A 13,221-nucleotide genomic window follows, 5' to 3' on the forward strand; every position below is an offset into this window, starting at 1 on the left:
GCCGAAAGCGACTTCGACCCCTATCAGCGGGAGGGATGCTCATCCCTCTTCGCGCATGATGGCGCGGTGGCCGATATCGGAGCGCCAGAAGCCGTTCGACCATTCGACGCCGGCCAGAACGTCATAGGCCTTGCGCGCCGCTTCGTGGACGCTCGCGCCTGTCGCCGTGACGTTGAGGACGCGGCCGCCTGTCGCCTTCAGATCATCGCCATCGAGCGACGTGCCCGCATGGAAGATGAAGGCGTCATCGCCGGTGAGGGGCAGCGCGGTGATGGGTGTGCCCTTTTCGTAGGCGCCGGGGTATCCGTTGGAGGCCATGACCACGGTCACTGCGCGATCGTCGGACCATTCCGGTGAAACGCCGGAGAGATCACCCTTTGCCGCCGCGAGAAGAACCGGCAGGAGATCGCTCTTCAGGCGCATCATCAGCACCTGGCATTCCGGATCGCCGAAGCGGACATTGTATTCGATCAGCTTTGGCCCGGTCTCGGTCAGCATCAGCCCGGCATAGAGCACGCCCTTGAACGGCGTGCCGGCCTCGGCCATGCCGCGCATGGTCGGCTCGATGATCTCGCGCATAGCTCGAGTGACCAACGTGTCGCTCATGCCGATCGCCGGGGAATAGGCGCCCATGCCGCCGGTGTTCGGACCGCGATCGCCATCGAAGACGCGCTTGTGGTCCTGGGCGGTGCCGAAGAGGACGGCGCGGCTGCCATCGCAGACGCAGAAGAGGCTCGCCTCCTCGCCTTCCAGGAACTCCTCGATCACGAGTTCGGCGCCCGCGCCGCCGAATTCGCCATCGAAGCAGGCATCGATCGCGGCAAGTGCTTCTGCTTTGGTCTCGGCGATCGTGACGCCCTTGCCGGCAGCGAGGCCATCCGCCTTGATGACGATCGGACCGGAGCGGTCCTCGATCGCCGCGCGGGCGTCGGGCGCGTTGTTGAAACGCTTGTAGCGACCCGTCGGGATGTCGTGCAGCGAGCAGAGGTCCTTGGTGAAGCCCTTCGAGCCTTCGAGCCGTGCTGCCGAGGCAGAGGGGCCGAAGACAGGGATGGATTCGGCCTCCAGCCGGTCGGCTAGACCGGCGACCAGCGGTGCTTCGGGGCCGATGACGACGAGGCCGATCGCCTTCTCCTTGCAGAAGGCGACGACGGCATCCTGATCGCCGGCATCGAGGTCTACAAGACTAGCGCATTCGGCGATGCCGGGATTGCCGGGCGCTGCGTAGAGCGTTCCGAGTTCGCTCGACTGGGCCAGCTTCCAGGCGAGCGCATGCTCCCGTCCACCCGATCCGATGAGGAGTACGTCGATCGCCATGCCATGCTCCGTCTGGTGAGGCTCGGACGTCATCGCCCTTGGCGGACGCGATACGAAGTGCAGCGATGGCCGGTCAAGTCGGCTCTCGCAGTAAGCGGATGCGGAGCGAGATTTTCCTTGGGACGCAGACGAAAAAGCTTGACTGGCACGCTTCGAACACGCTTTTTCCGCCGCATGGCGAATCCCGACCCCAGCTACCTGGCAGAGAAAGACCGCGTCGCAGACGCCCCGTCAGAGAACTGGGTCTACCGCTTCCTGCCTCAGGCGCTTTGGCCCTATGCGCAGCTGGCGCGGTGGGATCGTCCCATCGGCTGGCAATTGTTGATGTGGCCGTGCTGGTGGTCGGCGGCCCTCGCGCCGCTCGCGGCTCCCACGACGGCGGTCCATATGGGCCTGCCGAGCCTATGGCACCTGTTCCTGTTTCTCGTCGGCGCCATCGCCATGCGCGGTGCGGGCTGCACCTACAACGACCTTGTCGACGAGGATATCGACTCCTCGGTCGCACGGACACGCTCTCGGCCCCTGCCCTCCGGACGGGTCAGCCGGCGGGACGCCAAGCTCTTCATGGTCGCGCAATCGCTGACCGGGTTTCTGGTGCTTCTCCAGTTCAACCCGTTCGCGATCTTTCTCGGCATCGCCTCGCTCGGCGCCGTCGCGATCTACCCTTTTCTGAAGCGCTTCACCGACTGGCCGCAGCTGGGCCTGGGCCTTGCCTTCTCATGGGGCGCGCTCATGGGGTGGGCCTGCTACTGGGGCAGCCTTTCGCTCGCCCCGGTGCTTCTCTATCTCGGCTCGATCCTCTGGGTGATCGGTTACGACACGATCTATGCCCATCAGGACAAGGAGGACGACGCGCTCGTCGGCGTCCGCTCGACCGCCCGGCTATTCGGAGACAAGACCAAACAGGCGATCCTCGTCCTTTATGGCGGCGCGATCTTCCTGTTCTTCCTGGCCTTCGCAGCCACCGGAAACGGCGTCGGCTGGCCAGCCTATGTCGGCCTTGCAGTCGGGGCAGCACAGATGGGCTGGCAGATCAGCAGCCTCGATATCGACAATCCGTCCGAATGCCTGCGGCTGTTCAAATCCAACAGCGCATTCGGCTGGATCGTCTTCTTCGGACTGGTCTTCTCGGCGCTCTGGTCGATCACCGCCGTCTGATCGGCTTTCGTCCGCCAGTGGCTTGCCAAAATTCAGGCTTCCGCGACCTCGGAATGCGCACAGCGATAGCGCTGCAGTGTCCACTTCGGACGCCCCTTGAGATGCTCGGCGGCGGCGGCCTGTCCGAACATGGCGCATTGCATGAGTGTGCCCTGGAAAGCGACGTTCTCGTGATGGCACTCGCTGGGCTCGGCCTTGAGGCAGAGGAGTAGGGTCATGGCGATCATAATAGCGAAACCTCGTTCGCGTTGATGATTATCGCCGATCGACCTCCCGCTTGGATCGACGGGGTTGGTCCGGTTTGTCCACCCCGATTGTCCCCCGGACATTAACCACTTTAGGAAAAACCTCGCACCGCACAATCCTAAAATTTAGGCATGCAAAACATTTGCGCAGCGCGATATGACGCCACGCAACATTTGGGTGATCTTAGGGCAATTTCAGACCGATAGCCGCAACTACACGCTGTCGCCGAGCTCCGGGTGGCGGGGACGTGTCCAGAGATGCACCGGTCGGGCGCCCTCTCTACGCACAATCCGAGAGCTCACCGTCCAGCCGACTCCCTTGAAGGCGTGCAGGAATTTCGTTGCCGCGCTCGTCGAAGCACGATCGTCCCAGGCCCTGCTTTGGCGTGTATGGATGACGGTTCCGATTTCGCGATAGACACCCAGCGCGGTCGCAACAGCCCATGCGGCGCGAGGCGGCAGAGCGGCCAGCCCCTTCGACGCAGACGCGTAATAGGGTTCGGCGAGATCGAGGAGGCGCAGGGCAAATCCCGCGGCTGCATCGCGGTGGCGGGGCAGATGGATCGCATTGCCCGAGACACCGGCCTCGTCGAGCCACGTCTTCGGCACGTAGACGCGGCCGGCTTCGCCATCGTCGATGATATCGCGGGCGATATTGGTCAGTTGAAAGGCCATGCCGAGATCGCAGGCGCGATCGAGCGTAAGCGTCACGTCGAAGCGCGAGCTTCTGTTCGGCCGCACGCCCATGACACGCGCCATCATGACACCGACGACGCCGGCCACGCGATAGCAGTAGTCGAGCGTATCCTCGATCGTCTCGTAAACCCGGCCCTCGACATCCATCCGGAAGCCTTCGAGATGGGACATCAGGAGCGTCTCGGGGAGATCGTGCCTGAGAGCGACGTCGCCGATCGCGTCGAAGGGCGCCTCGCCGGTGCGGCTCCCCCGGACGGCGGCGAGCGTCTTGTCCTCGATCTCCTGCAATCGAGCGCGCTCATCCACTTCGCTGACAAGGCCCGGCTGGCGAAAGCCGAGAATCTGGTCGTCCACCACATCGTCGCAGTGGCGGCACCAGGCGTAGAGCATCAGGGCACTTGCGCGGGTTTCCGGATTGAAGAGGCGCGCAGCGGCGGCAAAGCTCTTCGAACCCTTGGCGATCGTCGCTTCGGCCTCGGCGGCTAGCGCCGCACGCTCGCGCGTTTCGAACGGAAGTCCGCCGACGATCGGCACGTCGAGGCGGTCTGCGAAACTCATGCAGGCACGCGAGCGAGACCCGCGTCCTCGATCATAAGGCCAGCGGTCGCCTTGGCCGAGCCGACGACGCCCGGAACGCCAGCGCCCGGATGCGTGCCGGCGCCGACGATGTAGAGATTAGGGATCCGGTCGTCGCGATTATGCGGCCGGAACCACGCGCTCTGAGTGAGCACAGGATCGAGCGAAAACGCCGAGCCAAGATGGGCGTTCAGCTCGGTCTTGAAATCGGCCGGCGTGAAGATGCGACTGGTTACGAGATCTTCCTTGAGGCCCGGAATATATCGCTCTTCCAGATAATCGAGAATTTTATCGCGATATTTCGGTCCTTCGACCGTCCAGTCGATATCGGCATTTCCGAGATGCGGGACGGGCGAGAGCACGTAGAACGAACCCATTCCATCCGGCGCGAGCGAGGGATCGGTAACGCACGGATTATGGAGATAGAGCGAGAAGTCGCCTGCGAGCTCTCTGCCCTTGAAGATCTCGTCGATCAGCGGGCGGTAGCGGGGCCCGAAGCAGACGGTGTGGTGGGCGATGTCCGGCCTATGCGTCTTCAGGCCGAAATAGATGACGAAGAGCGACATGGAAAAGCGCTTCTTCTTGAGCGCGTTCCCCTTCTTTTCACCGCGCTCGCTGCGGCCCATCAGCTTGGCATAGGTGTGGACCACGTCGGCGTTCGAGGCGACGAGATCGGCCGGATACGTCTCGCCGCCCTTCGTCGTGACGGACGTCGCACGCCCGTTCTCGATCGCTATGTCCTCGACCTCGGCGTTGACCTCGATCCGGCCGCCGATATCGGTGAAGAGCTTCGCCATCCCCCGCACCAAAGCGCCGGTGCCGCCGCGCGGGAAAAAGACGCCCCATTTACGCTCCAGCGCATGGATGAGGGCATAGATGGAAGAGGTCGCAAACGGGTTCCCTCCGACGAGCAGCGAATGGAAGGAGAAGGCCTGCCGCAGCTGGTCGTCCTCGATGAATTGCGAGACCTTGGCGTAGACCGAGCGATAGGCTTCGAGCCGCACCAGTTGAGGCGCCGCCCGCATCATGTCCTTGAAATTGAGGAACGGAACGGTGCCGAGCTTTTCGTATCCCTCGTGGAAGACATCCCGCGAATAGGCGAGAAAGCGGCGATAGCCCTCGACATCTTTCGGGTTCTTCGCCCCGATCTGCCTGTCGAGATCGTCCTGATCGTCGGCATAGTCGAAGACGAAGCCGTCTTCCCAGGCGAGGCGGTAGAATGGCTTGACGGGGAGCAGCTCGACGTAGTCGGAGAGCTTCGCGGCCGCCGCCTCGAACAGCTCTTCGAGCGCGGACGGATCGGTAATGACCGTCGGGCCGGCGTCGAAGGTAAAGCCTTGATCCTCATAGACGTAAGCCCGGCCGCCGGGCTTGTCGCGCTTTTCGAGGAGCGTGGTCTGGATGCCGGCGGCCTGAAGCCGGATCGCGAGTGCAAGCCCGCCGAAGCCGGCCCCGATGACGACGGCGGTCTTCGCCCCGCCGGGAAGATCCTGCGGCATCTGGTTCATGCGGGCGCCCCCTCGACAGAACTCGGAGAAAGCACCTTCAAGGCGCTGATCACGCTGACGGGCGGCTTCCCGGTAAGGATGCGCACCTTATCGGCCCGGCGCAGCTTGGCGGCGTAGAAGCGCGACACCAGCGGTTCGGGGAGGCGGTAGAAGTGCTGAAGTATGACATAACGCTTCAAAGGATCACCGGCGAGATAAAGAAGGCGGTTCAGCATACGGAAGAAGCTCCGGCGCTTCCACGTCTCCACCGAGTGGCGCCGTGTCGCAGCGAAGAGCGCCGTCGCCGAGTGATCCGGCAGGCCCGCAATCAGATCGGCGAGATGCACCGCATCGGGCAGCGAATAGCCCGTCGTCGGGTGGAACAGCGCGGCGTTGAGCCCGCTCGACGGCACGCATTGCTTCTCGTTCCAGAAAGCTTCGATGTCACCTGCAAGCGCGATCGGCAGGACGCCGTCCTCTTCGCGAACCACCCTGCCCTGTGGCCAGCCCTTGTCAGCCCGGTAGCGATCGATGTTCCCGCGGATCGTCTCGCGGTCGAGCGCTTCTCCATTGGCGTAATACGTATCCTCGACGAGAAGCCGCGTGGGCGACATGGGAAGGAGGTAGACGAAGCGATAGCCATCCGCCTGGGGCACGGTCGCATCCATGATGACCGGGCGAGCCACATCATGGGGCGCCTCGAACTCGATCTCTTGCCCGAGAAACTTCTGGAAGCCGAGGTTGAGATGATCGCTCGGCCGATATCCCCGCCCATCGATGACCGCGCCGGCCTCGATCACTTCGCCGTCCGCAAGCGTCAGGCTCCCGGCACCGAGAGCGGCGACCTTCTGGCCGGTCCTGATCCGCCCGCCAAGGCGTTCGGAGAGGAGATCACGGAAGCGGTCCGACGGCACGCTGAGATAGCCTGTCGAAAGATGGCGATAGCGATCGGGAAACAGCACCTCGTTGGTCTGCCAACGATGGCCGACGAAAGGCTTCAGCCAGCGATGCTCGGCAGCTGTTAGATCGTGCTCGTGGAACGACCAGGTGTGATTGCCGCCCACTACGTCATCGCTTTCGAAGATCGTGACGTTGAGATCAGGCCGCAAATCGGCGAGACGCCAGGCGATCAGACCATTGGCGAGACCGCCGCCGACGAGCGCGATGTCGATCGAATTCTTGCCAGTCGACGTCAATCCCCAGCCGCCTCGCTCGTCTCAAACGTGATCATAAACGTTTCTTTGTCCAAACCTTCGTCTCAACATGCCAAGAGCGCATGCTTTTTGCCTATCAGGCAAGGTAACCCATCGCGATCATGCCTCAAGTCTCTCACAACTTTGCGAATTGGACGAAAGGACGCGGGGCTTTTCAAAGGACATGGCGTTCTGAGCTGTTTTTCTCGCCTCTGACTCGCCTTCGGCTGCCTAGCTTCGTTTCCGAAACGTGAACGGTTTCAAACCGCATCATCGATTGCCGCCGCCCGGCCTGTGGGATAAGCGCTTTTAGGACCGCTTCTCGGGCCGCAGGAGACTTGGGGAGGACCATCTGCCCCGAGGCGCAACCCTTGAACGACGAAATCCCTGACGACCTTGGTGCCAAGCCGGGCGCCGGCTCCGCGCGAACGCCCGATGACGACCGCTTCGCAGCATTCCGGAACGATCGCTTCCTGCGCTATTGGCTGGCGCGCTTTCTCTCCGCTTTCGCAATCCAGGTCGTCGTCGTTTCGGTCGGCTGGCAGGTCTACGATCTGACGCGCGATCCCTGGGACCTCGGGCTGATCGGGCTCTGCCAGTTCCTGCCGGCGCTCTGTCTCGTGCTTGTCACCGGCGCCGTCGCGGATCGGTATTCGCGGCGATGGATCATGGGCGCCATGGCCTGTCTCGAGGGTTTGAGCGTGATCGCGCTGATGATCTTCACCTGGGAGGGGCTGGTCTCGCCCGGGCCGATTTTCGTGATCCTCGTCATTCTCGGAATTGCGCGAGCGTTCTTCGGGCCGGCTTCCCAAGCGCTCGTCGTCAACCTCGTGACACGCGACGAACTTGCCAACGCCATCGCCTGGAATTCCTCGTCCTGGCAGATCGCATCGATCACCGGGCCGGTGGCTGGCGGTCTGCTCTACGGCCTGTCGCCGCTCGTCGCCTACGGCACGGGCGCGACCATGTTCTTCCTCGGCAGTCTGCTCGTCCTGTCGATCCGAACTCCGGCACAGCGCCTTCCCACCGAGCCGCCGAGCATGGAGACGATCGTCGCCGGCTTCCGCTTCATCTGGCACGAGAAGGTGGTGCTCGGCGCGATCTCGCTCGATCTTTTCGCCGTGCTTCTCGGCGGAGCCGTGGCGCTGATGCCGGTCTATGCGCGGGACGTTCTGGAAGTGGGGCCCTGGGGTCTCGGCTTCCTGCGGGCGGCGCCGGGCGTCGGTGCGGTTGCTGTCGCGCTCTGGCTGGCAGCCCACCCGATCAAGAACAACGCCGGCGCGATCATGTTCGCCTTCGTCGCGGCGTTCGGCGCGTTCACCGTCCTCTTCGGCCTGTCGACGATCCCGTGGCTCTCCATCGTCGCGCTCGCCCTGATGGGCGCATCCGACATGATCTCGGTCTATGTGCGCGAGACCCTGATGCAACTCTGGACGCCGGACGAAGTGCGCGGCCGGGTGAATGCGGTGAACATGGTTTTCATCGGGGCATCGAACGAACTCGGCGAATTCCGCGCGGGTACGATGGCCGCTTTCATTGGGGCCGTGCCGGCCGTGGTGCTGGGCGGCTTTGCGACCGTCGGGGTGGCAGGCTTGTGGGCTTACATGTTTCCGGATTTACGGAAGGCGAAGCATCTCGGCGCGCGGGAGTGATTGCGGCAGGACCCGCCGGACTTATCCTTCCACGCGTTCGCCGAAGATCTTCGTGAGAAATGCGTCGAGCCAGCGCTTCACCGGCTCGTCGTAAAGCGCGCGGCCGTGGAAATGATGCTTGCGATGCTGCGCGCCGGGCAGTTTCAGCCGCTCGTGGCCCTTGGTCGTCCAGCGATAGACCATGGCAAGGGTCAGTTCCGCGTGAAACTGGATCGCGAACGCCTTGTCGCCGTATCGAAACGCCTGGTTCGGATACCAGTCGCCTTCGGCCAGAAGATCGGCGCCCCGGGGAAGGTCGAAACCGTCCGTGTGCCACTGGTAGATCATGTCCGGCCAGTCCGGGAGAAACTGCCGGCCCGCCTCGGTCGCTCGTAGCGGATAATAGCCGATCTCGGCCAGACCTTCCCGATGGCACTCGACGCGCGCGCCGAGATGCCTGGCGAGCATCTGCGCGCCGAGGCAGATGCCGAGAAATGGCTTGTTCTCTTCGAGCGGTACGGAGAGCCAGTCGGTCTCGCGGTTGATATAGTCGAGATCGTCGTTGACGCTGGACGGGCCGCCGAAGACGATCGCTCCAGAATGGGCGTCGAGGCTCTTGGGAAGCGGTTCGCCTAGTACCGGTCGGCGTATATCGAGCAGCACATTGTGGGCGTTCAGCACCTGTCCGACACGGCCGGGCGTCGAGTTTTCCTGATGGAGGACGACGAGGATCGGTTTCAGCCTGCGGCCATCCATGCGGTATCGCACGTTGCCATTCATGCCATCGGTCCATTCGCGCTCATAAGACTGAAAACGTACGTGCTGGTTCATGGATCAACTCCGCTCTTTGTCGGCAAATTCCTTTTTCAAGAGCATGCGATCGCGTCCGGAGACGCCGAGCAGTTCGGACACGCGCCAGACGACGTTGTCCTCAAGCTCGTGGACCTCGCCGTCCGCGAAGGTCATTTCCCAGAGATTGCGGACAAATTCGATCCGCTCGTCTTCGCCGAGCCGGCTCTTCAGGACAGAGGTGAATCGGTAGAGGTCGACCGCTTCGTCGTTGGCGCGCTCACCCGCCCGTGCCACATCTTCCGCCTGAGTCGCCGAGAGGCCGTAGTCCTCACGCAGGACACCGGTGAGGCTCTGCCGCTCATCGTCCGTCACGATGCCGTCGGCGGTGGCGACATGAAAGAGCAGCGCGGCGACAGATACGACGAGATCGTCCTGACCCTGCGTTTCGTTCGGCGACGGTTCACCTGCGAACTGGCTGAGAAAGTCCCGGAAGCCGGAGAAGAGCGAGCGTGCCATCAATTCGCGAGCCTGTCCTGATCCTTCGCCGTGATGCTGCCTCCGCCAGCAAGACTATCGGTATTCGCCGATTTCGTCGCGCCTCATTCGTCCGCAGCACGCTCAACAGAAAGGCGTTCGTTGGTCCCGGAGCGCATATGCTCAACCAACGAAAAGCCTTCCGGTTTCAATGTGTAACACGCCGAGCCTGCACGGAGCCGACCAGGAAAGGACCGCGGGAGACCTCAGCGCCGGCTGGATGCCCCGGTGTCGTCGACCTCGCCCTTGATGGCCAGAAGCGCGCTCGGATAGGCCGTTCCACCATCGGCGCTTCGATCCGATGAGAGCGCATATTCCGGGCTTTGAGCGCCGTTATGGCCCGTCGGCGCGGCATTTGCCGAGGTCTGGATGGGGGTCGACGAAGACGCGGTCGAACTGCCGCTAGACGAGCCAATAACCCGCGCACTTTCTCCCTGATCCTTGGCCCGCGCCTCGATCACCGGGTTGCCGTCGCTGTCGCGGTGCTCCACCGGCGACTTCCATTCGACGACGCCGAGCTTACGGGTTACCGGAGAAATCGGCTGCCATTCGTCGAGTATGACCCCGTCGGCCATCCAGACCGGATCGCGCGGCGCGGTGATCGCCTTGGCAAGCCATTCGCGGATGCGTCCGACTTCCCCGCTCTGCTCCTCCTCGATATCGGCGAGCAGCAGGTAGACACTCTCGGTCGGGCGCTTCTGCGCCGCGTCGAGCGCCGAGGACCGTGCGAGATCGTATTCGCCCGCATCCAGCGCGGCACGCGCAACCGCGATGTCGGACTCGGGATGCTTTTCGTAAAGCGACTTCAGCTTTTGCGCCCGGCGGAGCCTGTCCTTTGCCGAATCGCCAGCCTTCGCGTTGACATAGGCCTCGGCGATATCGGGATGCGGCGCGTTCACCCATGTCGCTTCGAGATAACGCATCGCGCGGCGTGTATCGTTGACGCGCAAAGCGGCATTGGCGGCCACCAGAGCCGCCGGGACGAAGTCCGGCGCGATCTTCTGGGCGCTGCGTGCGGTCGAACGGGCTGTCTTCGGATCGGCGTCTACCTTGTCCTTCGCCTTGGCCGTCAGGAGGATCGCCCGGATCCGCTTCGCGTCCTTCTCGCCCAGCATGTCGATGGAGCGCTGCGCTTCGAGCACCCGAAGAGCGCCGTCCCAATCATGGCTGGAGGACTTGCGTTCGAGAACGGCTTCGGCTGCCCATGGCAGGTTGGGCGCAATCCGCAGGGCACGCTCGGCGTAGTATTCCTGCGCGCTTTCGTCATCGACACGCTTGGCTTCGAGATAGAGGCCTCGCAGGGCAAGAAGCTTGGTGTCCGGGTCACTCTCCATGTCGCGGAAGATCGAAACGGCCCGCTGGTGGTCGCCTTCGATCAAAGCCGTCTGGGCATCGAGAAATCCAAGGATGGCCTTGTCGTCCCTGCCGATACGGCCCCTGCTCTTCTTGATCATCTGGCGGGCAAGCGTCGCATTACCGGCGCCAGCCGCGAGGACGCCGCGCGACAGATAGTTGTGGCCCTTGCTGTGACGCCGGCTCGAACTCCAGGACGACAGTGCGCCGGGAGCCTGAAACAGCTTTGAGATGAGCCAGACGACCAGGATTGCGGCAACGATGAATGCAACCGCCGCGCCCAGAAACAGGATCAGCGATGTCTCGACCGTCTGCCCCTGCCAGACGAAAGTGACGGACCCCGGATTGTCCGCCAGCCAGCCGAAGCCGAGGTAGAGTGCAAGGATCAGGATGAAGAATGTCAGTATGCCCCACATGTTTGGCAGTGGCTCCCGTTATCCTTGGTTGGTCTGTGTTTCGGCGCCGGACTGCGTCGCGGCCGAGAGCGCATCGGACAGCACCTGATTGGCCGCGAGCCGCGCCTCGACATCTGCGAAGAACTCGCTGCCGGCCTGCTGGGCATCTTCGGGAAGTGTCTGCCACTCCTCGACGAAGCCCTGGAGATCACCGGTCGAGATCGCGTTGTCGAGCCGGCCGATGATCGCGTCAGGCGTATTCACGTCTTCCGGCACCTCGCCGGCAGAGCGGGTTTCGACCAGCGATCTCAGCCCCGCCATCACCTGGTCGGTGACCGGTGCATCGGTGCCAGGCCCTGTCAGCGCCGCCGAAACGTCACCCTCGACCTCGGTCCAGCGCTGGGCAAGCGTTCCGACGGTCGGAACGCCATTTTCGGCATAGGGCTGCAAGGCAGCGACCGTATCCACCGAACCGCCGGCATCGCCGTAATTCTGAAGCTCGGTCGCGAATGGATTGCCGTTGTCTATCGCATTCTTCATGCCTGCTGCGGCGAGTGCGAGCCGCGCCTGCGCATTACCGGCTTCGATCGCGTCGAGCCGCGCATTTGCCGCGCTCGTCGCTTCATCGATCGCCGCCCGCAATTCCTGACGGCCGCTCTCGCCAGCCTGAAGGGCTTCTTGGATGGCGGCGTTCGCCTCGTCGGCGCTTGCCTGGGCGGCAGCCGCGGCTTCACCGGCACCCGTAGCGGAGGCCTGCAGGTCGGTCATGCTGCCCTGTGTCTCGCTCAACGCCTGTTCGAAGGCGCTCATGTCCTGGGTCGCTCCGGTCGCGTCCTGCTCGCCCGAAGCGGCCTGCGCCGCAGCGCTTTCGAGCGTCGTGATACGATTGCCAAGCTCTTCGAGTTCTTCCGGCGAAAGGCCGGGAATGCCGTCGGTGGGTCCCTGATTGGCCGCAAGGCTTGCCTCGATCTCCCGGCGGAGCGTTACCAACTCTCCCGAGAGCCGTTCGATATCCGCGCCGGTCATGTCCTCGGCGATGACCGGCGGGCCAGCAATGCCATCGCGTATCTGATCCAGGAAACCGTAGGAATAGAGGTACGCCGTGACGACTAGAGCCACGAGCGCGCCGATGAGGCCGGCGAAAAGCGCTCCGCCGAAGCCAAGGCCGGAGTTTGAGCGCGGCGGCATCGAGCCGGTTCCTGAGCCAGCCATCGGCGTCGTTTCTCCTCGTTCGGGTGCGGGACGCGTCGGCGCCTGGGTGCGCTTGACTGGCTCCGGGGTGCGCGTCACCGCAGCAGGCCCCTGATAGCCGCCAGTCTTCGACCAGTCGGAATTCCCGCCGCGCCGCGCCGCAGGAACCGTATCGCCGACCGAGCCACCGGACGTAAGGCCTGTATCGACTGGCTTCACCGGCGCTGCGGCCTCTGGCTGCTCCGCAGGTGGTGCGAGGGTGTCGTCCGTCCTCTTGTCGGCATCGGCCTCTACGGTCTTCGGTTCTTCTGCAACATGCGTTTCGACGATTGAATCACTGCGTTCGGCAATGGTTCCGCTCGTATCGTCCGACGGGGTTGTCGTCACATCAGCCTCAGGAGCGGTATCCGCCTCCGTCGGAGCGGTGTTTTGCTCGGCCGCAGTCTTCGTTGACGTCCTGGTGGATTTTGCGGACGTATCGATCTTGTTCGACTCCCCGTCGATCGTCTTGTTGCGCGAACGGGTGGGGCGAGAACGCCGCGGACGGTTCGTCATCGAGACAGCTCCATCGCTTTATTCGAAACCTTAATCGGGCCGTTGTAGCCGGCAAAATTCGTTGTCGCCAATTCGTCACCCATTCACACACCGAGCGC

11 protein-coding genes are annotated in these 13,221 nt (G+C 63.4%); 2 read left to right on the forward strand and 9 right to left on the reverse strand.

Annotated elements, in window-relative coordinates:
- Window positions 1–39: 39 nt before the first annotated feature.
- Window positions 40–1,311 (reverse strand): phosphoribosylamine--glycine ligase, encoded by a 1,272-nt coding sequence (gene purD, locus ABRA89_RS03575; protein WP_349940308.1) that lies wholly within the window; start codon window positions 1,309–1,311, stop codon window positions 40–42.
- Between the two features lie 180 nt (window positions 1,312–1,491).
- Here purD and ubiA point away from each other — a divergent pair, with 180 nt between their 5' ends.
- Window positions 1,492–2,475, forward strand: a complete 984-nt coding sequence (gene ubiA / locus ABRA89_RS03580; protein ID WP_349940083.1) for a 4-hydroxybenzoate octaprenyltransferase — start codon at window positions 1,492–1,494, stop codon at window positions 2,473–2,475.
- A gap of 32 nt (window positions 2,476–2,507) precedes the next feature.
- Here the strand turns inward: ubiA and ABRA89_RS03585 are convergent, their stop codons facing one another.
- The 4 genes from ABRA89_RS03585 to crtY form a co-directional block, all read right to left on the reverse strand.
- Window positions 2,508–2,702: a hypothetical protein gene (locus ABRA89_RS03585; RefSeq protein ID WP_349940084.1), complete on the reverse strand. Its 195-nt coding sequence runs from the start codon at window positions 2,700–2,702 to the stop codon at window positions 2,508–2,510.
- Window positions 2,703–2,933: 231 nt separating this feature from the next.
- Complete coding sequence (locus tag ABRA89_RS03590; RefSeq protein WP_349940085.1) at window positions 2,934–3,974, reverse strand: phytoene/squalene synthase family protein; 1,041 nt, start codon at window positions 3,972–3,974, stop codon at window positions 2,934–2,936.
- Entirely contained in the window at window positions 3,971–5,500 is a 1,530-nt protein-coding gene (locus tag ABRA89_RS03595; RefSeq protein ID WP_349940086.1) for a phytoene desaturase, read from the reverse strand. The genes ABRA89_RS03590 and ABRA89_RS03595 overlap by 4 nt, the downstream gene beginning before the upstream one ends.
- Window positions 5,497–6,675 carry a lycopene beta-cyclase CrtY gene (gene crtY / locus ABRA89_RS03600; protein WP_349940087.1) on the reverse strand — a complete coding sequence of 393 codons (1,179 nt, stop codon included), beginning with the start codon at window positions 6,673–6,675 and terminating at the stop codon, window positions 5,497–5,499. Before crtY ends, ABRA89_RS03595 begins: the two co-directional genes overlap by 4 nt.
- A gap of 380 nt (window positions 6,676–7,055) precedes the next feature.
- On the opposite strand from crtY, the gene ABRA89_RS03605 reads away from it, so the two are divergent.
- On the forward strand, window positions 7,056–8,324 hold the full coding sequence (locus ABRA89_RS03605) for an MFS transporter (protein ID WP_349940309.1): 1,269 nt from the start codon (window positions 7,056–7,058) through the stop codon (window positions 8,322–8,324).
- A gap of 21 nt (window positions 8,325–8,345) precedes the next feature.
- On the opposite strand, the gene ABRA89_RS03610 is transcribed toward ABRA89_RS03605, so the two are convergent.
- From ABRA89_RS03610 to ABRA89_RS03625, 4 genes are all read right to left on the reverse strand, one after another.
- Window positions 8,346–9,083 (reverse strand): glutamine amidotransferase, encoded by a 738-nt coding sequence (locus tag ABRA89_RS03610; RefSeq protein ID WP_349940310.1) that lies wholly within the window; start codon window positions 9,081–9,083, stop codon window positions 8,346–8,348.
- Between the two features lie 54 nt (window positions 9,084–9,137).
- The gene (locus ABRA89_RS03615) at window positions 9,138–9,611 is read right to left on the reverse strand and encodes a tellurite resistance TerB family protein (protein ID WP_349940088.1); all 474 of its coding nucleotides are present in this window, start codon (window positions 9,609–9,611) and stop codon (window positions 9,138–9,140) included.
- A 224-nt stretch (window positions 9,612–9,835) separates the two neighbouring features.
- A complete protein-coding gene (locus tag ABRA89_RS03620; RefSeq protein WP_349940089.1) occupies window positions 9,836–11,398 on the reverse strand; it encodes a heme biosynthesis protein HemY in 1,563 nt (520 codons plus the stop codon).
- 18 nt (window positions 11,399–11,416) lie between these two features.
- A complete protein-coding gene (locus ABRA89_RS03625) occupies window positions 11,417–13,123 on the reverse strand; it encodes a COG4223 family protein (protein ID WP_349940090.1) in 1,707 nt (568 codons plus the stop codon).
- Between the last annotated feature and the right edge of the window lie 98 nt (window positions 13,124–13,221).

This window comes from Fulvimarina thalattae (genome assembly GCF_040239565.1).
GTDB lineage: Bacteria > Pseudomonadota > Alphaproteobacteria > Rhizobiales > Rhizobiaceae > Fulvimarina.

Bases quoted from the DNA above. Each gene is read 5' to 3' on its own strand.
- ubiA (WP_349940083.1), top strand. From the start codon at position 1,492: ATGGCGAATCCCGACCCCAGCTACCTGGCAGAGAAAGACCGCGTCGCA.
- ABRA89_RS03585 (WP_349940084.1), bottom strand. From the start codon at position 2,702: ATGATCGCCATGACCCTACTCCTCTGCCTCAAGGCCGAGCCCAGCGAG.
- ABRA89_RS03590 (WP_349940085.1), bottom strand. From the start codon at position 3,974: ATGAGTTTCGCAGACCGCCTCGACGTGCCGATCGTCGGCGGACTTCCG.
- ABRA89_RS03595 (WP_349940086.1), bottom strand. From the start codon at position 5,500: ATGAACCAGATGCCGCAGGATCTTCCCGGCGGGGCGAAGACCGCCGTC.
- ABRA89_RS03610 (WP_349940310.1), bottom strand. From the start codon at position 9,083: ATGAATGGCAACGTGCGATACCGCATGGATGGCCGCAGGCTGAAACCG.
- ABRA89_RS03615 (WP_349940088.1), bottom strand. From the start codon at position 9,611: ATGGCACGCTCGCTCTTCTCCGGCTTCCGGGACTTTCTCAGCCAGTTC.
- ABRA89_RS03620 (WP_349940089.1), bottom strand. From the start codon at position 11,398: ATGTGGGGCATACTGACATTCTTCATCCTGATCCTTGCACTCTACCTC.
- ABRA89_RS03625 (WP_349940090.1), bottom strand. From the start codon at position 13,123: ATGACGAACCGTCCGCGGCGTTCTCGCCCCACCCGTTCGCGCAACAAG.